A 24,155-nucleotide genomic window follows, 5' to 3' on the forward strand; every position below is an offset into this window, starting at 1 on the left:
ATATAATTGTCATTCTATTTTTTCATTTAATTTTTATTTATACTACTGTTTTTAATTAAATTATTTTTAATTAAACTCAAATATAACGGAATCAGTACAATTATAGTGAATATTATCCCTGGTGTAGCGTTAATAACTACGACTAAAATAGGTAAATTCAAAATTTGAGATAAAATAATTCTTGATAAAGTACTACCTAATACAGCGGCAATAATCAAAGAAAAAACATTCACTTTAAAAAACCAAATAACTAAAATTGCTACAAACCTAAAGCAGAAAGACACAATCAAATTAATAGGATTAAATATACCTAATATTAATAATATAAAACTAGATAACAATCCTCCAATAAAATATTTCTTAATACCAAAAATAGCTAAAATTAAAAGAGATACAGGTGCTGAAAGTTGGAATTCTAAACCTGGTAAAATTGATGGCATTTTTATTATTGCAAATATACTTAATATTGCTCCAATGCAACTTATCTGCGTTATTTCTTTTGATGACAATTTAAGCACTCCTAATTTTATTAATATATTATTTGTTTAGGTACTTCCTCTAAAAATGCAATATATTTTTTTAGATCTATTTTTTCATCAACAAAAATAATTCTACCTCCTACACGTGTATTCTTATTTTTAATATTAAATATTCTATTATATCCTAATGTGGGAGAAGCATAATAACCTGTAGTATAATTTAAGTCATCAGATACACATAATTCTCCTTTAACATTATTAAATAAATTTATACAGGTTGCTATTGATAGCGCATCTTTTACTCGTTCAGAGATATCATTGATTTTATTTTTGTTTTTAAAAGCAAAATTTGTCACTCTAACACCTCTATTTTTAGTAGAATCTAGTCGCTTTCCTGTTTTTGCCGATAAAATAATAGCCCCAGTATAAGCGATATCATTTTCAATATATTGAAATCCATTTTTTAAAGCTTTATCAGAAATACCGCTATTATTAGCCAAATCTTGCATATTAGTATTTTGATTCTGGATTATTGGTAAAGCTTTTAGATTTTGAATAGGTTTTGTTATTTTTTCAATTTTTAAATTCAAAAAATCTATACTTCCGTTTTCATGATTAAAAGCTTTATTAAAATATTTTTTAATATTTTTTTCTAAATTTTCAAATTCACATATGGTTTCGGCACCACTTATATGAATTTGCTCATTACTAGCTCGCATCTTAATACTATACATTTTTTTCACCTTGATAATATTGATTGATTAGTTCTAAAAGTTTATCGATATCTTTTTCATCATGAAAATAAGATAACGAAATTCTTAATGTCGGTTTTTCGACTGTTGGATATCTTAAATAACTTAAAAAAACACCATTTTCGAAAAGTGTATTATATATCTTTTTAGCCACATCTAATCTATCAAAAGTAATTTTTTTAATTGGAGAGACAGAATTTGTTTGATTTGGAAAAAGAACTTTAAAACTTTTATTAAAATAGTCACTTAAATATGTTAATTTTTCTCGTCGTTTACCAGCATCAAACAAACACTGTAAACTTTTTTTAATAAAATATAAATTATAAATAGGTAAGCTACTCGAGTAAATTAACGTTCGTCCCTGATTAATCATTAATTTTCTTATATCATTAGAACTTAAAATAATCCCCCCATGCGCGCCCCATGCCTTTGATAAACTAGCTGTTAAAACATCTACATCATGATAGTTTTCAAATATACTTAAACCTAAACTATGAGAAGCATCTATCAAAAGAATTGCGTTATATTTATTTTTTAATTCAACTAATTTTTTTATATTTACAATATTTCCATTAGTCGAAAAAACACTATCTGATACGATTAATTTTTGAACATTTTTGTTTGAATGATATGCTAATTTTCCTTCTAAATCTTTATAATCTAAATGATTATAAATTTTTTTATCTAAACCACTAAGTCTAATGCCATCTATGATACTCGCATGGTTTTTTTGATCTGAAAAAACTAATATATCTTCATCTTTAAAAATATTGAATATAGATAAATTAGCATCATACCCACTATTAAAAATTAAGCAATTTTTGAAATTAAGCCAGTTGCTTATAGTAGATTCTAAATCATCATATATTATTGAATTTCCACTAACTAATCTAGAACTAGATAAATTTGGACTATATATCTTCATGAATTCTGAAAAATCTTGAATACTAAATTTTAATTGTCCTAAACCTAGATAATCATTAGAGGTAAAATTTGTATATCTTTTACCGTCTATATATATATATTTATCACAAACGCATTCTATAGATTTAAGTTTTCTATATAAACCTTCTTCATGTAATTTTTTTAAATTACTCTTCGAGTTCATTCCTTATTTCCTTTCAGCTCATTATATCCAGAGTCAATTTCAAAACCTAAGTCTTCTATCATCTTATAATCCAATTTATTAGGCTGTCCTCCAGTAATTAAGTAGTCTCCTACAAATATTGAATTTGCTGCCTTTAAAGCCAAAGGTTGTAGTGAACGCAAATTAACTTCTCTACCACCAGCAATTCTAATTTCTTTTGATGGGTTAATTAGTCTAAATAAAGCTATAAGTCTCAAGCATTTCATAGGAGTCAATTCATTCATTTCTCCAAATTTTGTACCTTTAATGGGATGTAAAAAATTAATAGGAATACTATCGGCATCGATTTCTTTTAAGGCAAAGGCCATGTCAATAATATCTTGATTTGACTCTCCCATTCCACAAATCACACCAGAACAGGGCGATATATTGTTTTCTTTCATAATTTCTAAAGTGTTTGTTCTATCTTTATACGTGTGCGTAGTTACAACTTCTTCATGATAGTTTTCACTAGTATTTATATTATGATTATATCTATCAACGCCAGATAATTTGAGTTTTTTAGCTTGTTCATCATTAGTTAAACCAAGGCACGCACATATTTTCAATTGAGGGTGGTTTGATTTAATTTCTTCTACAGTTCTACTTATGTGATCGATTTCCTTATTACTAGGGCCTCGTCCACTCATAACAATACAATACGTACCTATGTTATTCTCATGAGCTACTTTTGCTCCACTAATAATTTGTTCTTCCGGAACTAAAGCATATCTTTGCTTTTGCTTCATATCTCTAGATTGACCACAATAACCACAATTTTCTGGACATATACCACTTTTAGCATTTAAGATCATATTTAGTTTCACTTTTTTTCCATAGTAATGTTTTCTTAATATATAAGCCTCGCTTAATAAATCTAATGTATCTATATTAGTATCTTCATATATTTTCAATAATATATCTTTAGTTAAAGTTTCTCCTTGTAAAATTCTTTCAGCTAAATTCATGCTACTCATCCCCATCTAATATATTGTGTAGTGATTTTTCAAAAATATTAACCATTTTTTTAATTTCTTTATTGGACATATTTAAAATTGGAACAAAAGTAATAACATTTTCTAAATTTCTTATCATTAATCCATTTTCTTTACAATTTCGCACTATTCTTTCTACACTATTTATATCTAAAGCTACTTTATTATGCTTATCTTTTACTAATTCAACGCCAAACATAAGCCCTCTACCTCTAATATCACCTATATTTTCATGAGATTTAAGAGTGTGTAATCTACTTTTTAATGTCTCAGAAGTTTTTTGTATATGTGCTATAAGATTTGTTTTTTCAAAAAGATTAATATTTTCTAAAGCAACAGAACATACTATTTGGTTACCCGTATAAGTATGACCATGGAAAAATGTATTAATGCTATGATTATCGCTTAAAAATGCTTCATAGACCTTTTGAGAAGTTAAAGTAGCAGCTAAAGGTAAATACCCTCCTGTAATTGCCTTACCTAGACACATAATATCTGGTTGTACATTTTCATGATTACAAGCAAACATTGCACCTGTTCGTCCAAATCCCACAGCTACTTCATCACAAATTAGAAGCACATTATATTTTCTACATAACTTTTCTACAGATTTTAAAAATCCTTCTGGATGAACGAACAAACCGGTAGCTCCTTGAATAAGAGGTTCTAAAATAAAACCTGCTATTTCTTCATTTCTTTCTAATAAAATATTTTCAATACTATTTAAAATTGAATCAATCATATCCTTTTCATTTACGTATCTACTTTTATATATAGATGGGCTTTCTATCTGTATATTTTCAAATATCAAATCTTTAAAAATTTGATGGAAGCTGTCTATACCCCCAACACTTACAGAACCTAATGTATCTCCATGATATCCATTTTTTAAAGTTAAGAATTTATTTTTTTTAGAATATTTATTTCGATCAATGTTTTTCCAATATTGATAAGCCATCTTAATAGCTATCTCCACTGACGCACTACCGGTATCTGAATAAAACACCTTTTTAAGTTTCTCAGGCGTAATATTCACAAGTTTTTTTGCAAGTTCTATAGACGGGATATTAGATGACCCTAAAAGTGTTGAATGCGCAATTTTGTTTAATTGCTTTTTAATCGCTTTATTTAGTTTTTTATTATTATGTCCGTGAACATTAACCCATAACGAAGCATATCCATCTAAATATTTTTTTCCATTTGTATCATATAAGTAACTTCCTTTCCCTTTTTCAATAATAATAGGGTTATCTTTTGTGTAAACGCCCATCTGAGTAAATGGATGCCAAACATATTCTGAATCTTTAATCTTTAACTCTTTTGTATTATTCATTATTTCCTCCGATTAGATATTGAATAAATTCTTCTGAAAAATCACTGTGGATACCATCCTTTTGAAAAGTATAAACAACCTTTTCCGTTTCTTTTTCAATTGTTTTTTTATTATCATTTTCAATAAAATCATTTATGTAATTATTCATAATTAGTAAATTAGGTGGGAGATCTTCCTTATCTATATAACTTTGATGCACAATAGCATCGCTGATAGCACCTAATTTTGAAGGTAAAACGCTAATTATAAGTTCAGATGTTTCTTTGATTAAATCTTTAGTCATATAAAAATGATTATCATATTCATAAATAGGTACTCCAATACCTCCAGCACCTTCTATTAAGACAATATCAAATTTATTTTCTAAAAATTTGACTCTATGCAATAATTTTTGTCTATCTAGTTTTTGGTTCTTTTCAATTTTAAACGCTAAATGTGGCGATACTGGATCACTGAATTTATATAATGATGTCATTTTATAATCTAATAAGCATTCTTTTTTAAACACATCTAAATCAGGGTATCTTCCATTATTTATTTCTTCTGTTTGAAACGGTTTAAAAATGCATACATTATAGCCTTTTTCTTTTAATAGTTTAAAGAGATTTTTAGTTATATAAGTCTTTCCCATATTCGTATTAGTACTTGTAATAAATATATTCATAAAAAATCTTACCCCCTAAATGTTAACCTTTATAAATTAAAAGTTTACATTTAAAAAATAATATTTTCAAGTTATTATAACTAAAATTGTATATTCAATATTTTTTACACCCTACTAACTCTCAATTAATACTATAAATAACAATGGTAATAAAACTATAAATAGGTACGATATTACTTATTAAAAATTCTTGTTTCATTACATCTAAAAGTCGATGAAACGACTAATATATTTCAGTTATATAAATAGCAAAATTTAAATTCTGAGGTGTTAACCGCTATTACAAAACAATTGGAACAAAAAGTCTTGTTCGTCATTTCAAAAACATTAAATTGAATATAAAATGGAATTTGAAGTTACTGAAAAAGGCAAATGTAAAAAAATAATTTTATGAGATAACTTTTGAAATTGTATAGAATTTGAAACATGATGGCCACAAACTTTATATAAATATGCTAGAAGAGCTTTTTTCAATATTAAGTCATTATAAATTTAATTATTTATAATAGTTTCGTAATGGAAACAATTTTGGTAGAACTAAATAATCCCCTCACTATTTGAGTTAGTGAGGGGTTATTTAGTACTACTGTGCATACTTATAAAATATAAGTTTACTTTACTACTTTATTATTTATAAATATTTACCATTTACACTCAATAAAATTTTAATAAAGAGCATTTTTACAAGTATCAATGACTACTTTGATAGCAACATTTCCATTAGAATACACCACGATATTAAAACCTAATTTTTGAAATTTTTTAAATATATCAATTAATTGGTTGTTATTTATCAATGGTCTAAGCGCTTCGTTAACATCTAAATACTTATTACGAAAGAAAAATTACAATTGAAATTCAACTAACCTCAATTGCTATATTTAATGACGATAACTGAACTAAAAATTAAAACTTATCTCATTACAAAAGGATCGGCCATTTGTTCAGATGAGGAATTTATCCATATTGTTTTTGTTTTTAAATATTCATTAATAGATTCTATACCACCTTCCCTGCCATAACCACTCATACCTGAACCGCCAATAGGGGCCATTGGCGAAATACTTCTATAAGTATTCACCCATACTATGCCTGAATCAATGGAATCAATCATTCGTTGTGCTCTTCCAATGTTTTCTGTCCAAATTCCTGCGGCTAAACCATAGCGTGTGTCATTAGCTAATCTAATAATTTCCTCTTCATCATTAAACCTTATAATACTTAGAACAGGGCCGAAAATCTCCTCTTGCACTAAACAATCAGAATGGCTAGTATGTTCAAATATTGTTGGCTCAAAATACCATCCTTCTTTTAAATATTCTGGTCGTTTTCCTCCCACAACTAGATTAGCTCCTTCTTCAATTCCCTTTGATACATATTTTTCAATTTTTTCTAATTGCTCTTTAGTAGCTACTGGACCAACTTCAGTTCTGTCATCTTGAGGGTCACCTACAACGATTGAATTAGTTCTTTTTACTAATTTTTCCATAAATTCATCATAGATATCATCATGTAGGAACACTCTTGATCCAGCCACGCAACTCTGTCCAGTACCTCCAAAAATACCAGCTAGAACGCCCATTAAAGCATTATCTAAATTTGCGTCATCAAAAATGATATTGGGGGATTTTCCTCCAAGTTCTAAAGTTGGTTTGGCAAAATTTTCAGCAGTATTTTTCACAATATGACGTGCTGCTTCTGGACCACCAGTAAATGCTACTTTACTGATATATGGGTGCGTTGTTAATGCATCGCCTACTTCGTTACCAAATCCTGTAATAATATTAATAACACCATCAGGTACACCTGCTTCTTCTGTTAACTTAGCAAATTCTAAAAGAGAAGCTGAAGTATATTCAGATGGTTTAATAACTATAGTATTTCCTGCTGCTAACGCTGGTGCTAACTTAAGAAAAGTTAAATATAAAGGGGAATTCCAAGGTGTTATAGCTGCTACAACACCGACTGGTTCTTTTTTTGTATAAACAAATAAATCTTTTTTATCAATTGGTAATGTATCACCACTAATTTTGTCAGCCAAGCCAGCATAATAATAGAAGAATTGTGGCATATAGCTGAGCTGCCCCTTCATCTCTCTAATTACTTTGCCATTATCTTGAGTTTCAAAAGCAGCTAATTCATCAACCTTTTTAGCTAATATGTCTCCAAGCTTTCTTAACACTTGTCCACGTTCAGTGAAAGTCTTTTCAGACCAAGACGAACTTTTAAATGTATTATATGCAGCTTCAACAGCTTTTTGTACATCTTGTTCATTTCCTCTTGCTATTTGGCTCCATGCTTCCCCTGAAGCAGGATTATAACTATCAAAATACAAGCTATTTGTTGGTTTTTCCCACTTTCCATTAATATACATATTATACTGCTTTAATTTACTAATTATTCTTCACCTCGTTATCAATATTCTGTAAAAATCCATGTACGTTTTGATTGAAAATCTGAAATTTTTCTAAAGGTAACATATGTCTTGCTTCTGGGATGATTATTAATTTTGATTGAGAAATACGCTTTACCATTTCTTCTGCCATTCTGATGTTCGAGCCTTGATCAAATTGACCTGTTATTACAAGTGTAGGAGCGTTAATTTCACATAAATCTTTCCACAATAAGCGATCAGCTTCTCCAAAAACTCGATATGCTTTTAAATAACTGTCTTCGTCGTTGTCTTTAAGACGCTGTTTAATTTGATTTACTAGATTTGAATGACTTTTGATAAATGTATCATTAAACCATCTTTCTATTGCTGGTTCAATTGTGCTATTTTTTCCTAATTTCTCTACAGTTTGTATTCTTTTTTGTACTGAAAGCCTTTCTTTGTCATTTCTATGGGCAACCGCATTAGAGAATATAAGTGATTTAACTTTTTCTTTATAAACACTACCGAATGACTGTGCTACCATCCCCCCCATGGAAAACCCTAAAATATGGGGTTCATGAATATTAAGTTCATTCATAAAATTCAATAATTGTTCTGTGAAATCTTGTAATTCATAGTTTTCTTTATCAGGCTTACTTGATTTTCCATGACCTAACATATCATAAGCAAACACTTGATAATATGCTGAAAAATAGTTTATATGTTCTTTCCACATTGTATGATCAAGCCCCACACCATGAATTAAAATTAAAGGGTCTCCTGTACCAGCAGTCACATAGTAAGTATTATCTGATGTTATGCCGTTTTTCATTTATAGTAATCCCATGTCTTTCATATCTTGATGTCTATCTCCCGTTCTAGGATGTGGACGTCCCCCTGTAGAAACCCCAATAGCAACTACAATTTCATCTTGTTTTGGTGCATCATCAATACTTGTCTCAAATGTAACAAAATGAGATCGTTTTGAATCATCATTTTTATGCACCATAGGTATAGTAATTTTAGATCCTGGGCCTCCGCGCTTGTTTGTAAAGCTAAGTATACTTTTTCCTTCAACAGAATCTCTAAATTTATTGCCAAACTTTAATGTATGAATAAAGGCTGAAGCATGTTCAATTTCTCCATCAACACCTACTGTTGCTGCTTTCCCAAAAGCTTCTACTTCATCTGGTGAATTAATATATTTAAATAGTTCTTCAACTAAAGTCTCTCCTATTATAGGTGCTTGTTCATCTATTTCTGGTTTTAAGTTTTCAACGTATCTTTCTCCATACCAAGGGTTTTTAATTACTGCTGCAGTTATTATCATTTTTACCGGAACTTCTACTTCTTTCTGCCCTTCAATAAAAGTTTTTTCAATTGTTGTAAATATTTTTCTAATTTCTACCATTATATATTCCGCCTTTCCATTATTTAAAATTTGGCATTACTTTTTCGGTGAATAATTTTAAACTTTTCATCTTTTTTTCATGAGATAGGCCGTTATGATCTACCCATAATAAAAGATTTTGTAAATTTAACTCATCTTGTAATTCTTTAATTTTTTCTGTTACATATTCTGGAGTCCCGAATAATAAATTTCTAGGATGTAAAAAATCATAATCTAGTTCTTGATCTTCTGTTAATTCTTCGTCAGGATTCATTAAATTACCTAACCCTCTCCAATGACAAACCCATCTGTAATTGTTCAATACTGCTTCAGCAGCATCTTCTCTTGCTTGCTCCATTGTTTCTGCAACATATAAATCTCTAACTATAGCAATACCTTCTCCTAAAGCGACTTCTTTACCACGGGCTTCGGAAGCCGTATCTTTATATAAATGAAATCTTTTCTTTAGTTCTTTTACTGGTGGCATCCAAAATATTGCGTTAGTTCCTTCGCTAGCTGCTTTCTTGATTGAAGTTGTTGAGTCAATTGTTTGCCAAAACCGAGGATGCGGATTTTGATAAGCAGGTGGCATTATAGCTACTTTATTTATTTCCCCCTTATCTATATCCATAAAATCTTCTGAAGATGGACTCATCGGATGTTCCCATTTAATACCTTTTGGAGGGAAATTATAAAATTCTCCGTGATGAGCAAAAAAGTTTCCTGTTAAAGCTTTTTTTAATACTGTAACAGTTTCTTCAAATATGGCTCTATTTTGTTGCTGATTTGATGGATCCGCAGCTATATTGAGGTTGGCTGCTTCTCTTCCATACAAACCTCTCCCAACTCCAACTTCAACTCGTCCTCTGCTCATTTGATCTAACATTGCTATGTCTTCTGCTAATCTAAGTGGGTGCCAAAAAGTCACAATGTTAGCTGCTTGGCCAATTTTTATATTTTTCGTACGTGCAGCAATATCAGCTCCAATTAGTAATGGATTCGGTATAATTTCATTCCCTTCATGACCAAAATGATGCTCTGTGTACCAAATTGAATCATATCCATTTTGATCACAATATACCGCTTGTTCTCTCATCTCATCTAATACTTTATCAAACTCTTCTTCTCTATTTTGTGCATTCCAATTCGCAAAAATACCAAATTTCATATATAGTCACTCCTTATTTTTAAAATTTTGATTATAATTTAGCGTCATTGTTGATTTACGAGTTATAAATTTTAAATTTTTTTCTTTATTAGTTCCTTCAATTAATTGTTGCTCTATTGCTAATTTATGTGCAATTTTAGGCGCTGTCCAAACAGCAGGTAACATAATAATTGAAATAGGAACTGCTGTTATAATAATAAATGATTGTATCGCATTTATACTTCCTTCACCTATATTTATAAGAATTATAGAAATAACTCCCATAACAACTACCCAAAACACTCTAACAATTTTAGGCGGATCTCCTTCACCTGTTACTGACATAGATATTGAATATGACATTGTATCCGCAGTAGTAATAACAAAAATCAACGTTAAAATAAGTAACACAACGACAAGAATAGCCCCCATAGGTAAATTTGTAGCTATTGAAATCACTGCTGCAGGCAAACCATTTTCTGATAGAGGATTGCTAACTTCGCCCGGATTTTTGGTTTCATAGAAAAGACCACTTCCTCCTAAAATAGTAAACCATAAATGAGAAACTACACCTGCAACAATGGAAACAAGTATAAAAATCTCCCTAATAGTTCTCCCTTTTGAAACGCGAGCCACTAACATAGCCATTAAAGGACCGTAACCTATAAACCACCCAAAAAAGAAAAGCATCCATGAGCCAGCCCATTTATCGTCTCCTCTAAAAGTACTTATATCTATAAATTGAGTGATGTAAATACCATAAGAAGAGATAAATGTGTCTATTATAAATTTTCCTGGCCCAACTAATAAAATAAACAATGCAATTCCTATAGCTAACCAAATATTCAATTTGCTAAGAAATTGAATACCTTTATCAATACCAGTTACTGCAGATATAGTTACTACTATTATTAACCCTACTACAGATAAAATTTGGGTAATTATATTATCAGGGACTCCAAAAATACTATGCATCCAATAACTAAATTGAAAACCAAAAAAACCAATTGTTCCAATTGTTCCAGCTACAGCTCCTAGAATACAAAGTACATCTATCAACGAGCCTGTAGAATTATATTCAATTTTCTTACCAAATATTGGGTATAATAATGTTCTAGGGCGTATTTTCATCCCTTTATTATAGTGCGCGTACATTATAATAATGCCACTTACGGCTCCATATACTGCCCAAGCTGTAAACCCCCATGATGTAAAGCTTTGTGCCATTGACGCTGGTATTGCTTCAGTACTTTTGTTCTCAATATTAGAGCCCATAGTTGGTGGAACGTCAATGAAATAGTACATAGGTTCAGCAGCTGCCCAAAATATAGCTCCCGCACCTAATCCTGCTGTTATGACAATAGCTGCCCATTTAAAAAAACCCATTTCAGGTTTAGAAGTATTACCTAGACGTACACGTCCATATTTTGAAAAAATTAAAAATAGCCCTACTGCAAAAGTAGCGAGTAATAAAATTTGCCAAAATGCACCAAAATAAGTAATTGAAATTTGAAACCCCTTTTCAACAAACTTCGATGTAGCTTTGGTAAATAGTGAGGACATTACAACAAACAACACTAATACTCCTCCACTAAAACTAAATACCGGCCAATCTATTTTACTTTTCCACCCTTCCTTTTTCATTTTGCTACCTCAGTGTGCTCCGTATGCGCTAGTTGTTTTTGCATAAATCCCATTTCTATTGATAGTTCTTTCAATCTATATATTACGTCTGCATCTATAATTTCTTTATCGGAATTAAAATGAGAATCATTTAAGTAAACATTTCCAGGTGCAATATAAGCTCTAAAATATCCTGCTATTGGTTTCAACTGATTCTCAACAACAAGATAATGTTGAAACGTTCCACCAGTAGCTATAAACCCTATAATTTTACGTTTCATTGCCTTCGGTGGTATTAAGTCAAATAGATTTTTTAATACACCAGTAAAAGAACCTTGAAAAATGGGCGTACCGAAAATATATGCATCTGCAACACAAATTTTTCCTATTAATTCTTGTGTGTCATTGTTATATTCTGAAATAGGTCTACCATCACAAAATTCTAAATCATAATCCTTCAAATTTATAAACTCTGTAGTGACATCCTCATTCATATATTCTATAGCCTTCTTTACTGCAACTTCCGTTTTCGAACCTATAATAGTACCTGAAATGCCTAATAATTTCATGAATATTCCCCCTTAATAAATTCATATTCCTGAAGAATTATTGAATTCATTTAATTTGTGCGTTAATCCACCTTTTCCAAAAGACAATGTATTGTTGCTTTGTAAATAATTCAGAAAATCTATAATTTTTTTTCTTCTATGAAGAATATTTTTAACCCCTTGATTATAAAACCACGAATCTATGGTGTTATATATACCACGGTTAACTTTATACATATTCTTGCAATAGCTTGAAAATTCAAGATCTGTATTATGAATTATTTGGTTATACCAAGACAATTTTATCCCCACCTTTTCGCTAATAAAAATAACTTTGACATCTCCAACAAAATAAACTAAATATTCTGAATTTATAAGTTGCCATAAATTACTCTTATTTAATAATCTCCCCCTTATAAGAAAGCGCTTCCATTTAGTGTTAAAAATTTTTAAACAGGCCCGTAAACGATTTGTTATAATTAAAATAAGCAAATCCCAATAATTAAGTGACACTTAATTAAGTACAGGTTAATAGTTTTGCTTTTATTTGTCAATTATAAAAAGGAGAAAATTACAATGGATACTGATATAAAAATAGGTCAAAAACTTAGAAATATTAGAAAAGGAAAAAATATAACTATTAATAAACTTGCGAAAGATACTGGTTTTACACCCAGCTTTATCAGTCAATTTGAAAGAGGTTTTACTTCAGCTTCTATTTCTACATTAAAAAAAATAACAGACGCACTATCAATAAATTTAACAATGCTATTAAACGAGAATGAAGATGTTCAGAATACTCCTTATATTGTAAAAAAAGGAGAAGCTAAAAAACTTTCTTACCCTGATGAGAAATCTACAGATTATATGATAACCAGAGAGAACGCTCCTTATGAAGTAATTTATAGTGAAATAAAGCCTGGCGGAAATAGTGGTGACTTATTATCTCATAATAGTATTGAAGAAACTGTTACCATATTACAAGGAACAATGGAAATTGAAATTAATAATAATATTTATATACTGAACGAAAATGATTCTATATCTTTTTGCAGTCAATCTCCTCATGCTTGGAAAAACAATAGCGATAAAACTTTGAAAGTAATCTGGGTAGTATATCCACCTACCTATTAAATAATTAAATTTAAAGATTATGATTTTAATATTTTACAAAAAAATTTATTCGTTATAATATTAAATAAATTCAATTTAGTAGGAGGTGCTTGTATGAATAAAATAGAAGCTAAAACAATCCAAAAGTACGTTTGTCATGAATTAATGAACTTGAGAAAAAATAAAAATTTTAAAAAACATGATATTGCTCTCGTCTTAGATATTAGTATTAGCGACCTCCTAGAAATTGAAAGAGGAAAAAATTCAAATCTGCCACTACCTATTTACATGCAATTATGTGATTTATATGATGTTGAATTAGAACAAGTTATATATAATGCCAAAAGAAATCTTGCAATAGATAGAGGCTATTCTTTTTAAATATTAAAATTATGATTATTAAACAGTTTCATATACTTAACTTAATCGAAGTTTCTCAGAAGTTATTTTAAAAGACTCTTTATTAATAAAGGGTCTTTTAATTATTTCTAGATCAAATACTTTTCAAATAATAAAAGTTCTATATCACTTTTGCTTGTTCAAATTAATTTTACTATACATATAATTCACTATAATTAACTGTTAAATTAGCAATTATTGAATAAAAAATTCAGGTATTTATATGCTATAAAAAATAAATAATCATTTATTTTTTATTTATCTTTGTAAATTAATATTTCATATGTATATTAAAATGTAAAAATCAACAAAAATATTTCTAAATTTTCAGAATTTAACAAATTATTTTTAATTATTTTATGGTAAATTTAATTTATTTAGCATTTATATAAGGAGGAGGTTATTTGAGTTACTTCAATAAAGAACGCAATCATGCGCTAAAACCTAAGAAAAAATTTAAAATGCCACACATTTATGTCATTTTATTTATTTTTGGTGTAATCGCTACGCTTGCTACTTATATTGTTCCATCAGGTGAATTCAAGAGAATTAAGGGTCCTGAAGGTAGAGAAATGGTGGATGCTGATTCATTTCACTACATTACTTCTGCACCAGTAGGCATAGTCGACTTTATATCGATTATTCCTAGAGGACTTATTGAAGCTGGGGAAATCGTATTCTTTACATTAATTATTGGTGGCATGTTCATGGTACTTAGAAGAACGGGTATCATCGAAATTGCTGTTGATAACTTAACACGTCGTTTTATTTATAAAAGTATATTTATTATTCCGGTGTTAACTACAGTATTTGCTATTGTAGCTACTTTAATTGGTACAGCAGAATTATCGCTTGTTTATATTCCTGTCATCATTCCACTCGTCATCGCTTTAGGATATGATTCTATAACTGCCACAGCGATTGCTCTTTGTGGAACAGTTGTCGGCTTTACAGTAGGTGTTCTTAACCCTATTAATACGGGATTAGCACAAAAGCTTTCTGGAATCCCTGTATTTTCAGGTATTGGTTTAAGGATTATCTTATTTATCGTAGTGTTAGCAGTCACAATTGTTTTCATTATGCGTTATGCTAAAAAAGTTCATAAACAACCTACTTTAAGCCCCGTATATGAGGATGATTCAGAAAAAAGAGAGCTATATCAGCACATTACAGAACATGCTCCAACTAAAGCTACAACAAGACAAAAATGGGGGATCGCTGTTATCTTTGTCTTCTTTATTATCCTGGTATACGGCGTCACTACCCAAGGATGGTTCATGGTAGAAATGGCCGGTTTATTTATATTCATGGGCGTCATCGTTGGATTCGTTTCAGGCCTATCAACACAAACTATTTGCGAAGCATTCAATGATGGCTTTAAGGATGTACTCATGGGTGCAATTATCGTTGGCCTTGCACGTTCCATTGCTGTAGTTCTTGAAGACGGCAAGATTATGGACACCATCGTTCATGGACTTGGTTCAGTTATTGATGGTACTACTCCAACCATTGCAGTCATTGGCATGTATGCAGTACAAGTGCTTATTAACTTCATAATATCTTCTGGTAGTGGGCAAGCATTGGTTACAATGCCAATTATGGCTCCTTTAGCTGATATGTTAGGTGTTACTAGACAAACTGCTGTCTTGGCATTCCAACTTGGCGATGGCTTCACACACATATTTTATCCTACGAGTGGTTACTTTATGGCAGCATTGGCCATAGGTGGCGTTTCTTATACTAAATGGATCCGCTTCTTCTTCCCACTCTTTATAATATGGGCAGTTATTTCTATCATTACATTGATTATTGCACAACTTAGTGGATGGTCTTAAAGATTTTTTTATAAGATAGTAAGATCTTAACAATCTATATGTCTTTTTGTGACAATGTTTAATTTTGAGGGAACAAAAGATAAACTTATTACTAGTTTCTCTTGTTCCCCTTATTATTGTATGAGTTAAATCAAACTGCATTAAAAATTTTTATACTATGTGCTACTTTATTGGTAATCAATGGTTACCAAAATCAATTTTAAAGCCTAAATCTTCTATCATTTTATAATTTAATTTATTCGGCTGACCACCTGTAACAAGATAATCTCCCACGAATATTGAATTTGTAGCTTTTAAAGCTAGTAGTTGTAGCGAGCGTAAATTAACCTCTTTATTTACTAAGGTAATAAACCAATTTTTCCCACTAAATATTTGAATGTTTTTTATTGCTGAATGATAATTATAGTAATTTACATATTATTATCACACAGGAGGTAACCATGAGTTTAGCTGAAACTTTATTTACGACGGGAGAATTCGCTGAATTATGTAGTGTAAAAAAGCAAACACTTTTCCATTATGATGAAATTGGTATTTTAAAGCCTCAGTACAGAAATGACAAAGGCTATCGATTTTACACTTTAAAACAATTAGAAATATTTAGTGTGATTGATATATTGAAGGGTCTTGGTTTATCGCTTACTGAAATAAAGGAATTTTTAGATATCCGATCACTACCTAAAACAATTAATTTATTAACTGACAAAGAAAAAGAAATAGATTTGAAAATCCAACAATTAAAACAACAAAAACTAACCATACAAAATAAAAAGAGTTATTTATATGAGTCTTACAAAGCCGACTTTTCTACTATAGATATTATAACGTTACCAAAACAATATTATTTGTTAAGTGATACTATCGGCGACGTAACACTTAAATCTTCATCGCATAAACTCATGTCTTTTATTAATTTTATAAAGCATAATCATCTAGACTCTGGTTATCCTATTGGTGCAATCATTGATAAAAATAATATTCAAAACGATAAATATACTGAGTTCTCAAATTTTTATATTCAAGTAAAACAAAATATAGAAGAACCACATTTTACTAGGGAGGAAGGACAATACATTATTGCCTACCATGAAGGTCCTGATGAAACGTTATACAAAACACATAAAAAAATTAAAGATTATTTAATAAGCAATCGATTTAAAATGATTGGTGACAGCTTTGAAGAATATGTTGTTGATGAAATCAGTACTAATGGCCCCGATAAATACGTCACAAAAATTTCTATAGCAGTCGAAAAAATTTAACATCTTCTATTTTTTTATAAAAACTTACAAAACCATTCTTGACTATATGGTTACCATATAGTTTATATTTTTATATATGGAAAGTAGGTGACTGTTATGAATATTAAAAAGTGGACAATCTTATGTTTAGTCTCTAGTGCATTATTTTTAATCGTCATTGATATGACAGTTTTATATACTGCTCTACCATTGCTAACACATGATTTAGAAGCGACTGCTACACAAAAATTATGGATTGTTAATGCCTATGCTTTAGTAGTTGCGGGGTTACTGCCTGGTCTTGGTACATTGGGAGATTATGTAGGCTATAAGAAAATGTTTTTACTTGGTTTGGCTATTTTTGGTGGCGCTTCATTACTAGCAGCAAGTGCCACGACACCAACTATATTAATATTGGCTAGAGTGTTATTAGCTATAGGCGCTGCTACAATGATGCCTTCAACACTATCCATTATAAAATTAACGTTCAAAGATTACCAAGAACGTGCATTAGCACTTGGTATTTGGTCGGCAATTACCGCAGCTGGTGCGGGCTTAGGTCCTGTAATAGGCGGCCTATTATTAGAGAAATTTTCATGGCCATCTGTATTTATTATCAATATACCTGTTGTGATTATCGTCATAATTATTTCTTATATTTTAATACCTCAATATCCTACAAATAAAGATGGTACATGGGATTTTATAAGCTCATTCCAAATCATGGTAGGACTGATTACAGTGGTATTTGCAATCAAAGAATTAGCTAAACCAGAAAATAATTTTGTAGTATTATTCGGTGCTTTCGCTATTGGGTTCATCGCTATAATTATGTTCATTAGAAGACAAAACAGATTAAAATTTCCATTAATCAATTTAGCAATCTTTAAAAATCCATACTTTACAGGCGGTACTATCGTTGCTATTACAACTTCATTTATATTGATGGGATTTGAATATATTCTTTCTCAAAGACTACAACTTGTTTTAGGCTTAACACCATTAAATGCTGGGTTAACAATAATGATGATGGCCTTAGCTTCACTGGTAGGGGCAATTTTAATTGGTATCATTTTAACTAAATTTGGTACATTAAAACTACAATGGGTAACATTACTACTGGCCTTTATTGGCATATCAGCATTTTATTGGGTTTTACATGCACATTTAGCCATACAAATTGTTACTTTAATCATAATTGGTCTTGGTTTAGGGGGAGCAATGACGCTAGCATCTAACGCTATTATGTCAAATGCTGATGATAAGAATTCAGGTATGGCCGCTTCCATTGAAGAAGTGTCATTTGAATTTGGTGGATCATTAGGCATCGCTATTTTAGGTGGATTATTCTCTGTTTTTTACAGTTTATTCTTTAATTTTAATAGTAATTCTGTTGATTTATCTAAGGCAAAAGGCAGTTTAGATGAGACATTGATTCAAGCAGAACAACTTCCTTTATCTGTTAGCAAAGAACTTATCGAGGCTGGCAAAGCAGCATATGACAATGCCTTTTCACTCATTATTATTATAAGTATTTTGTCATTAGCATTCACCATCATCTTATTAATATGGATGGATTTAAAACATAAGCGACTGTCTGAATAAATAAGAGTATAAAAAACAGATGAAACGTTCAACCTATGAACACTTCATCTGCTTTATTCTTGTTCTTATATCATTGTTAAACACAATCCTAGTTATCAAACTAACTACAATCCGCATAGAAATTATCTATACTTTAAATCTTACGATAACCACTCTGGTTTACTAGATCCTCTAGGAATTAACGTAGTATTGTAATGACCAGGTGTTTCTGACATTGTAACTTGGTCAGTCACGCCGATATAATGTCCGAGTGGTGTCTCAGATTCAAATTGATCAGGAGCGACAATTGCATGCATATCTGTCGTATTAAAAACATCATTTACATATGCTTTTTCAAAAATACCTAATGACATTAAATAGAGTGAAACGCGACTCAAATTAACCTGAACTCTATAACTGCCGCCTTCTTTTGCTCTTCTTTCTAACGCTTTAATTGCTCCAGTTTCTAACAACCATGATATGACATAATCATTCACAACCACGATTGGTGGTAACTTAGGTTGCTCTACTGTACCCTCTAATGCCATAACACCCGTAGCGCTTCCTGCAGTTTGATCGAATCCATTTCTATCTGACCAAGGCCCTTGATCACCATAACAATTAACAGAACAATGAATAATTCCAGGTCTTTTTTCGGCAAGTTCATGAGGTGTTAAATGTCTCTCTTGCATGAAACCATATCTTTTATTCATGAAAAAGATATCTGCTGATTTTAATAGGTCATTAAATTTTTGTTGATGTTCAGTTGAATGATCGATATCTAAATAGGTTGATCTCATGCCGATATGTGAAGTTAATAATAACGTTTCCTCTTCTAGCTCAGAAGGTCTCCAAACATTTAACACGTCTGCACCATGTAAAGCTAAGCCTCTTCCTAAACCAGCCCCAGCAATTACATGTCCCATGCCTAACGCACGGATGCCATCCAATGGTTGTTGAGGGTTTTCACTGAAACTCTCGGGTTCTGACTCACCAATTTTCTCTATCGTAACAAGTGGTTCTTTAGCGATATATTCAAACTGTTCTTCTTGCATAAATTCAGGCAATGTTCTTATCATAGGCATGACGACACCTTTTTCTGCAGCAGCTTCTTCCAAATCTTTGGCGTCCCACTGTTTAATCGCATGAGCGACAGACTGTTTGTTTGGTAATGCTTTGATGAGTTCAAGCGTATGTCTATGTGAACTTGGATAAGGATTTAATGGCATCACCCATCGATTATCTTTTGTTTGATAAAAACTAAACCGTGTTGGATTATTTGGAAAATATTGCTGTTTAGCAGGAAAGCCATTTAATGTTTCCCATTTTCTTTCATAAAAAGGAGATAAACGTTTCAATGCCTTTCTTATATCTACATAAATATCCTGTCCATTACCTCCCCTGTTTTGCCATAAGGAAGCAAGTGCAACGGATTTGGCGGCTAAGCCTATACCTGCTAATGAAGCAATTCTTAGTGTACTAGGTTGTATTGGATCCTTACCATAGAATGTAACTTCCCCACCAGCATCCGCAGTTGAATAGCCAATATCATTCAACAATTTCTCTAACTCAGAATTAATATCAAAATCATCGTCTTTATTTATACGATGCCGATAATTGTGTAGCAACACTGTTTTTAAATCTTCATTTAGCATTTCTTTTCCTTCTTTCTCAATAGCTTTATTTCATTATAGTTATTTCGTTATACTCATTAAAGTAAGCGAAAGTTCAAAAATATACACTTTATTTATAATTGTTTATTTTTAAGGAGTGTTTTTTATTTATACAAATAAACGAAATAAAACCAAAAAAAGCATTACAGCTTCGGCGTTGTTATTACTAGAAAAACGCGATTTAACTGATATTACAGTATCTGATATATGCCACGACGCTAATATCACACGTGCCACATTCTATAAATACTATAAAAATATTGATATGTTATACAACAACATTAAAACACAAACGCTCAACGAATTATTTGGTAATCCTTATGTCTTCTTTAATAAGCATCAAAATATTTTAGATGCTCAATTGTACTTAGCAAACCAAGTTTTTCATTATATTATTCATCATCGTTATTTATTCAAAACTTTAATACTGAATGACACTAGATTCAATTTAGACATGTATAACTATTTTAAAGAAAACTATATTAACTTTTTAAGCAATACTATTGTTAATAACCACAATTTAGAAATTGATGATCAATTCTTATGTACTTATATCGCTTCAGCTTATACTGGCATCATCTATGAGTGGGTACTTTCTGATTTTGAAATGTCACCTATTGATTTAACACATAGCATGATTTTTATAAATTCAAATGGTCCAATAAGTGTTTTAGAAAAATAAAATTTATTGAAATTTCAAATAATAATAACGGTAAAATATTTTCTAAGTATTTAAGCAAAAATATTGAAACCCGATTAAAACGGTAGTATTATCACCTAATGTCAGTTTGAAATTCACTTCACAAGAACTGGACTATGAATATAAAAGACTAAGAGGAGTGTAAATATGTTCAATCAAACAAAACAATATATCAACGGTGAATGGGTAGAGAGTCACAGCAACGAAACAATGGATGTTATTAATCCAGCAACAGAAGAAGCTTTTGGTAAAATTGCTAAAGGTAATGCTCAAGACGTTGAAGATGCGGTTAACGCTGCAGATAGCGTTTATTTAGAATTCCGTAATACTTCAGTAGAATACCGTCAAAACTTACTTAACGATATCGTTAAAGAATATGAAAATCGTAAAGAAGATCTAATCAAAGCGATGACTTTAGAACTTGGTACACCAGTTACAGCATCTGAAAATGTCCACTATGAAATGGGATTATCACATTTTAAAGCAGCAAGAGATGCTTTAGATAACTTTAATTTTAGAGAGCGTAGAGGCAACAATATCGTTATAAAAGAAGCAATCGGTGTAGCAGGGTTAATTACACCTTGGAACTTCCCTACAAATCAAACTGCCTTGAAATTAGCAGGTGCATTTGCAGCAGGTAGCAGTGTAGTCTTAAAACCATCAGAAGAAACACCATTTGCTGCAATTATCTTAGCAGAAATTTTTGACAAAGTAGGCGTGCCAAAAGGCGTCTTCAACTTAGTAAATGGCGATGGCCTTGGTGTAGGTAATCCAATCTCTGAAAATGAAAAGATTAGAATGGTATCTTTCACTGGTTCTGGTAATACTGGTAGTAAAATCATGGAAAAAGCTAGTAAAGATTTCAAAAAAGTATCACTTGAATTAGGTGGTAAATCACCTTATGTCATCTTAGAAGATGCTGATTTAGACAAAGCTGCAGATGCAGCAGTCCATAAAGTAGTTGGCAATTCAGGACAAGTTTGTATTGCCGGCTCAAGAACACTTGTTCCAGAATCAATCAAAGATGAATTTATTGAAAAAGTAAAAGAAAAAATGAGTGCAATCAAAGTTGGCGACCCACAAGATGCAACAGTACAGATGGGACCAGTCATTAACAGTAAACAATTTAATCAAATCCAAGAATTTATTAAAATTGGTGCACAAGAAGGCGCAACAATTGAATTAGGTGGAGAGGGTAAACCTGAAGGACTAGAAACAGGCTACTTCATTAAACCAACTATTTTCTCAAACGTAGATAATCATATGACTATCGCTCAAGAAGAAATATTTGGACCAGTAATGTCTATTATCACTTACAGTGATGTTGATGAAGCAATCAAAATCGCAAATGATACAAAATATGGTTTAGCTGCATATGTGTATGGTTCAGATATGGACACTTTACAAAAAGTAGCTACTGCATTTGAAGCAGGCGTTATTGAAATTAATGAATACCCAAGAAGCGCTGATATGCCATTTGGTGGTTATAAACAATCTGGTATCGGTAGAGAATGGGGAGACTATGGTATTGAAGAATTCTTAGAAGTTAAATCAATTTCTGGCTTTTTTCAATAAATAATAGTAATAACTGTACGATAACCAACTGATTAATATTAATAATGAAACCCTAATTAAATACACTTCTATTTAAATGTAATAAACCCCAAAAGCTGAGCTTATAATTCAACTTTTGGGGTTCTTATATTATATATACTATTACAATTATTTTCGCACCATACTAAGTCACAATATTTTTAATCACTTTTACTATCCCACCAACTATATTAATCAATATATCTAGTGTTATAGTAATATAACATCAATTTGCACCCCTTCGTATTTTTTAACTCAATATGTTGAAAGACTACCCACAATAATAAATATACGAAATATCATAAATTAGCAATTAAAATCCAATAATAAAATGTTAACAAAAAACTGATTTACATCATAATTAAAATTTTTATTTGTATTTGATTAATTTTTATTAAGTTGTTTTAATATATTGTAGCACGTGTTATGCTTTTTAAAAAGATACACTTAGGAGGCAATATACATATGGAAACATCTAAATTACCGTTAGCTCAACATTTTTCAAATTTAAGAACTAATCCTAAATGGACATTAAAACTACTTATTGCTATTGTCGTTGTGATACTATCTACCATAATTACTAGTAGTTTAATTGACTATGATACATTGTTTAAAGATACTGGTTTAAGTGGACAAGAGCTTGAACAAACGAAAGCTATAGGGCAAATCACCGGAATCATTGGTGGCATTGTTGGTGGCATCATCGGCATCGGTATTACATTTGTTATTTTCCTATTAATTTCAAAAATCATGAAATCTGATGCTAGTGCTAAATCTATTTTTTCAGCTACATTAAGCTATACAGTTATCACTAGTGTAATTGGACTTATCGTGATTTTAATTCAATGGATTGCAGGCTTGTCACCAACGGACTATGTCATAACAAGTCTCAATATTTTTGATAAAGGCAACAGCTTTCTTAGTGCATTCAACTTACAAACACTTATAGGCGCTTATGTATTTGGCGTAATGCTCCTAGCTACAAATCGTTTTTCTAAAAAGTCAGCAATTATATGGTCAATTGTCTATTTAATTATCTTAGTAGGCTTTGCATTAATTGGTGCTTCATTCCAATAATTATTGAATCAATACCTTTTAAAATTAGAAATTTTCAAGTGTTATTTGAGCTGTAACGCATGAATAATTAACACTAGCGTCCTATACGGACTTACTAACTCTATAGTACCTATACAAAAAGGAACCCGAGGCGTAAATAAACGTCTCGAGTTCCTTTTTGGTATTATTTTAATTTTAAAATCATCATAAAATACTTGTAATAAATAAGATGCTAGCAATTATAAATAATACTCCTGCCACTTTAGACTTTCTTATATAAGCTATACCAATAGATACTAAGAATATCGCTTGAAAGATAATCTAGGCATTATTTGTAAAATAAATAACTTCAAAAAGACCTAAACAATTAATGACAATAAAAATAATTGCAATAATGATAAATATAATCTCATAAATTTTGAAATCTTTATTTATACTCAAATAAAAATCTCCTTTTACAAATTTATATTTTCTACATGATGACGCCAGAAAAAGAAACTTGTAATATTATTAACTACAAAACCTTTAAT

21 protein-coding genes and 1 pseudogene are annotated in these 24,155 nt (G+C 30.6%); 8 read left to right on the forward strand and 14 right to left on the reverse strand.

Going from position 1 to position 24,155, the window contains the following annotated elements:
• Window positions 1-26 precede the first annotated feature (26 nt).
• The 12 genes from ACW5YJ_RS00790 to ACW5YJ_RS00845 form a co-directional block, all read right to left on the reverse strand.
• Entirely contained in the window at window positions 27-509 is a 483-nt protein-coding gene (locus ACW5YJ_RS00790; RefSeq protein WP_135092556.1) for a QueT transporter family protein, read from the reverse strand.
• 20 nt (window positions 510-529) lie between these two features.
• Window positions 530-1,213, reverse strand: a complete 684-nt coding sequence (locus ACW5YJ_RS00795) for a 6-carboxyhexanoate--CoA ligase (RefSeq protein ID WP_107552281.1) — start codon at window positions 1,211-1,213, stop codon at window positions 530-532.
• Window positions 1,206-2,339, reverse strand: coding sequence for an aminotransferase class I/II-fold pyridoxal phosphate-dependent enzyme (locus tag ACW5YJ_RS00800; protein ID WP_457338327.1), 1,134 nt, complete (start codon window positions 2,337-2,339; stop codon window positions 1,206-1,208). Before ACW5YJ_RS00800 ends, ACW5YJ_RS00795 begins: the two co-directional genes overlap by 8 nt.
• Window positions 2,336-3,325, reverse strand: coding sequence for a biotin synthase BioB (bioB, locus tag ACW5YJ_RS00805; RefSeq protein ID WP_119604195.1), 990 nt, complete (start codon window positions 3,323-3,325; stop codon window positions 2,336-2,338). Before bioB ends, ACW5YJ_RS00800 begins: the two co-directional genes overlap by 4 nt.
• A 1-nt stretch (window position 3,326) precedes the next feature.
• Window positions 3,327-4,685 carry an adenosylmethionine--8-amino-7-oxononanoate transaminase gene (bioA, locus tag ACW5YJ_RS00810; RefSeq protein ID WP_119604194.1) on the reverse strand — a complete coding sequence of 453 codons (1,359 nt, stop codon included), beginning with the start codon at window positions 4,683-4,685 and terminating at the stop codon, window positions 3,327-3,329.
• On the reverse strand, window positions 4,678-5,349 hold the full coding sequence (gene bioD, locus ACW5YJ_RS00815) for a dethiobiotin synthase (RefSeq protein ID WP_017723565.1): 672 nt from the start codon (window positions 5,347-5,349) through the stop codon (window positions 4,678-4,680). The genes bioA and bioD overlap by 8 nt, the downstream gene beginning before the upstream one ends.
• Before the next feature lie 913 nt (window positions 5,350-6,262).
• Complete coding sequence (locus tag ACW5YJ_RS00820; RefSeq protein ID WP_457338328.1) at window positions 6,263-7,723, reverse strand: aldehyde dehydrogenase; 1,461 nt, start codon at window positions 7,721-7,723, stop codon at window positions 6,263-6,265.
• A gap of 19 nt (window positions 7,724-7,742) precedes the next feature.
• The gene (locus tag ACW5YJ_RS00825) at window positions 7,743-8,555 is read right to left on the reverse strand and encodes an alpha/beta fold hydrolase (protein WP_107552285.1); all 813 of its coding nucleotides are present in this window, start codon (window positions 8,553-8,555) and stop codon (window positions 7,743-7,745) included.
• On the reverse strand, window positions 8,556-9,134 hold the full coding sequence (locus tag ACW5YJ_RS00830; protein ID WP_457338329.1) for an amino acid synthesis family protein: 579 nt from the start codon (window positions 9,132-9,134) through the stop codon (window positions 8,556-8,558).
• 19 nt (window positions 9,135-9,153) lie between these two features.
• Window positions 9,154-10,281, reverse strand: a complete 1,128-nt coding sequence (locus ACW5YJ_RS00835; protein WP_017723569.1) for an LLM class flavin-dependent oxidoreductase — start codon at window positions 10,279-10,281, stop codon at window positions 9,154-9,156.
• Window positions 10,282-10,287: 6 nt separating this feature from the next.
• On the reverse strand, window positions 10,288-11,904 hold the full coding sequence (locus ACW5YJ_RS00840; RefSeq protein WP_017723570.1) for a BCCT family transporter: 1,617 nt from the start codon (window positions 11,902-11,904) through the stop codon (window positions 10,288-10,290).
• Window positions 11,901-12,452 carry an NADPH-dependent FMN reductase gene (locus ACW5YJ_RS00845; RefSeq protein WP_107552287.1) on the reverse strand — a complete coding sequence of 184 codons (552 nt, stop codon included), beginning with the start codon at window positions 12,450-12,452 and terminating at the stop codon, window positions 11,901-11,903. The genes ACW5YJ_RS00840 and ACW5YJ_RS00845 overlap by 4 nt, the downstream gene beginning before the upstream one ends.
• A gap of 555 nt (window positions 12,453-13,007) precedes the next feature.
• Here ACW5YJ_RS00845 and ACW5YJ_RS00850 point away from each other — a divergent pair.
• From ACW5YJ_RS00850 to ACW5YJ_RS00860, 3 genes are all read left to right on the forward strand, one after another.
• Window positions 13,008-13,565: a helix-turn-helix domain-containing protein gene (locus ACW5YJ_RS00850; protein ID WP_017723573.1), complete on the forward strand. Its 558-nt coding sequence runs from the start codon at window positions 13,008-13,010 to the stop codon at window positions 13,563-13,565.
• Between the two features lie 93 nt (window positions 13,566-13,658).
• The gene (locus ACW5YJ_RS00855) at window positions 13,659-13,925 is read left to right on the forward strand and encodes a helix-turn-helix domain-containing protein (RefSeq protein WP_119604193.1); all 267 of its coding nucleotides are present in this window, start codon (window positions 13,659-13,661) and stop codon (window positions 13,923-13,925) included.
• A gap of 422 nt (window positions 13,926-14,347) precedes the next feature.
• Entirely contained in the window at window positions 14,348-15,778 is a 1,431-nt protein-coding gene (locus ACW5YJ_RS00860; protein ID WP_153672295.1) for a YfcC family protein, read from the forward strand.
• Between the two features lie 177 nt (window positions 15,779-15,955).
• On the opposite strand, the pseudogene ACW5YJ_RS00865 reads toward ACW5YJ_RS00860, so the two are convergent.
• A pseudogene (locus tag ACW5YJ_RS00865) lies at window positions 15,956-16,111 on the reverse strand (biotin synthase BioB); the annotation flags it as partial.
• A 107-nt stretch (window positions 16,112-16,218) separates the two neighbouring features.
• On the opposite strand from ACW5YJ_RS00865, the gene ACW5YJ_RS00870 reads away from it, so the two are divergent.
• Entirely contained in the window at window positions 16,219-17,040 is an 822-nt protein-coding gene (locus ACW5YJ_RS00870) for a MerR family transcriptional regulator (RefSeq protein ID WP_017723576.1), read from the forward strand.
• A 96-nt stretch (window positions 17,041-17,136) separates the two neighbouring features.
• Window positions 17,137-18,624 (forward strand): MFS transporter, encoded by a 1,488-nt coding sequence (locus ACW5YJ_RS00875; RefSeq protein WP_119604061.1) that lies wholly within the window; start codon window positions 17,137-17,139, stop codon window positions 18,622-18,624.
• A 140-nt stretch (window positions 18,625-18,764) separates the two neighbouring features.
• Here the strand turns inward: ACW5YJ_RS00875 and ACW5YJ_RS00880 are convergent, their stop codons facing one another.
• A complete protein-coding gene (locus tag ACW5YJ_RS00880; protein ID WP_457338330.1) occupies window positions 18,765-20,258 on the reverse strand; it encodes a CoA transferase in 1,494 nt (497 codons plus the stop codon).
• Between the two features lie 115 nt (window positions 20,259-20,373).
• Between ACW5YJ_RS00880 and ACW5YJ_RS00885 the strand changes: the two genes are divergently transcribed.
• The 3 genes from ACW5YJ_RS00885 (at window position 20,374) to ACW5YJ_RS00895 (ending at window position 23,646) form a co-directional block, all read left to right on the forward strand.
• Window positions 20,374-20,958 carry a TetR/AcrR family transcriptional regulator gene (locus ACW5YJ_RS00885; protein WP_457338331.1) on the forward strand — a complete coding sequence of 195 codons (585 nt, stop codon included), beginning with the start codon at window positions 20,374-20,376 and terminating at the stop codon, window positions 20,956-20,958.
• 165 nt (window positions 20,959-21,123) lie between these two features.
• Window positions 21,124-22,551 (forward strand): aldehyde dehydrogenase family protein, encoded by a 1,428-nt coding sequence (locus tag ACW5YJ_RS00890; RefSeq protein WP_017723580.1) that lies wholly within the window; start codon window positions 21,124-21,126, stop codon window positions 22,549-22,551.
• 483 nt (window positions 22,552-23,034) lie between these two features.
• A complete protein-coding gene (locus tag ACW5YJ_RS00895) occupies window positions 23,035-23,646 on the forward strand; it encodes a YIP1 family protein (RefSeq protein ID WP_017723581.1) in 612 nt (203 codons plus the stop codon).
• Window positions 23,647-24,155 lie beyond the last annotated feature (509 nt).

The sequence above is a fragment of the Staphylococcus sp. mip270_02 genome, assembly GCF_054031535.1.

Coding starts and splice junctions, on each gene's coding strand:
- ACW5YJ_RS00795 (WP_107552281.1), bottom strand. CDS start 1,213: ATGTATAGTATTAAGATGCGAGCTAGTAATGAGCAAATTCATATAAGT.
- ACW5YJ_RS00800 (WP_457338327.1), bottom strand. CDS start 2,339: ATGAACTCGAAGAGTAATTTAAAAAAATTACATGAAGAAGGTTTATAT.
- bioB (WP_119604195.1), bottom strand. CDS start 3,325: ATGAATTTAGCTGAAAGAATTTTACAAGGAGAAACTTTAACTAAAGAT.
- bioA (WP_119604194.1), bottom strand. CDS start 4,685: ATGAATAATACAAAAGAGTTAAAGATTAAAGATTCAGAATATGTTTGG.
- bioD (WP_017723565.1), bottom strand. CDS start 5,349: ATGAATATATTTATTACAAGTACTAATACGAATATGGGAAAGACTTAT.
- ACW5YJ_RS00820 (WP_457338328.1), bottom strand. CDS start 7,723: ATGTATATTAATGGAAAGTGGGAAAAACCAACAAATAGCTTGTATTTT.
- ACW5YJ_RS00825 (WP_107552285.1), bottom strand. CDS start 8,555: ATGAAAAACGGCATAACATCAGATAATACTTACTATGTGACTGCTGGT.
- ACW5YJ_RS00830 (WP_457338329.1), bottom strand. CDS start 9,134: ATGGTAGAAATTAGAAAAATATTTACAACAATTGAAAAAACTTTTATT.
- ACW5YJ_RS00835 (WP_017723569.1), bottom strand. CDS start 10,281: ATGAAATTTGGTATTTTTGCGAATTGGAATGCACAAAATAGAGAAGAA.
- ACW5YJ_RS00840 (WP_017723570.1), bottom strand. CDS start 11,904: ATGAAAAAGGAAGGGTGGAAAAGTAAAATAGATTGGCCGGTATTTAGT.
- ACW5YJ_RS00845 (WP_107552287.1), bottom strand. CDS start 12,452: ATGAAATTATTAGGCATTTCAGGTACTATTATAGGTTCGAAAACGGAA.
- ACW5YJ_RS00850 (WP_017723573.1), top strand. CDS start 13,008: ATGGATACTGATATAAAAATAGGTCAAAAACTTAGAAATATTAGAAAA.
- ACW5YJ_RS00855 (WP_119604193.1), top strand. CDS start 13,659: ATGAATAAAATAGAAGCTAAAACAATCCAAAAGTACGTTTGTCATGAA.
- ACW5YJ_RS00870 (WP_017723576.1), top strand. CDS start 16,219: ATGAGTTTAGCTGAAACTTTATTTACGACGGGAGAATTCGCTGAATTA.
- ACW5YJ_RS00875 (WP_119604061.1), top strand. CDS start 17,137: ATGAATATTAAAAAGTGGACAATCTTATGTTTAGTCTCTAGTGCATTA.
- ACW5YJ_RS00880 (WP_457338330.1), bottom strand. CDS start 20,258: ATGCTAAATGAAGATTTAAAAACAGTGTTGCTACACAATTATCGGCAT.
- ACW5YJ_RS00890 (WP_017723580.1), top strand. CDS start 21,124: ATGTTCAATCAAACAAAACAATATATCAACGGTGAATGGGTAGAGAGT.
- ACW5YJ_RS00895 (WP_017723581.1), top strand. CDS start 23,035: ATGGAAACATCTAAATTACCGTTAGCTCAACATTTTTCAAATTTAAGA.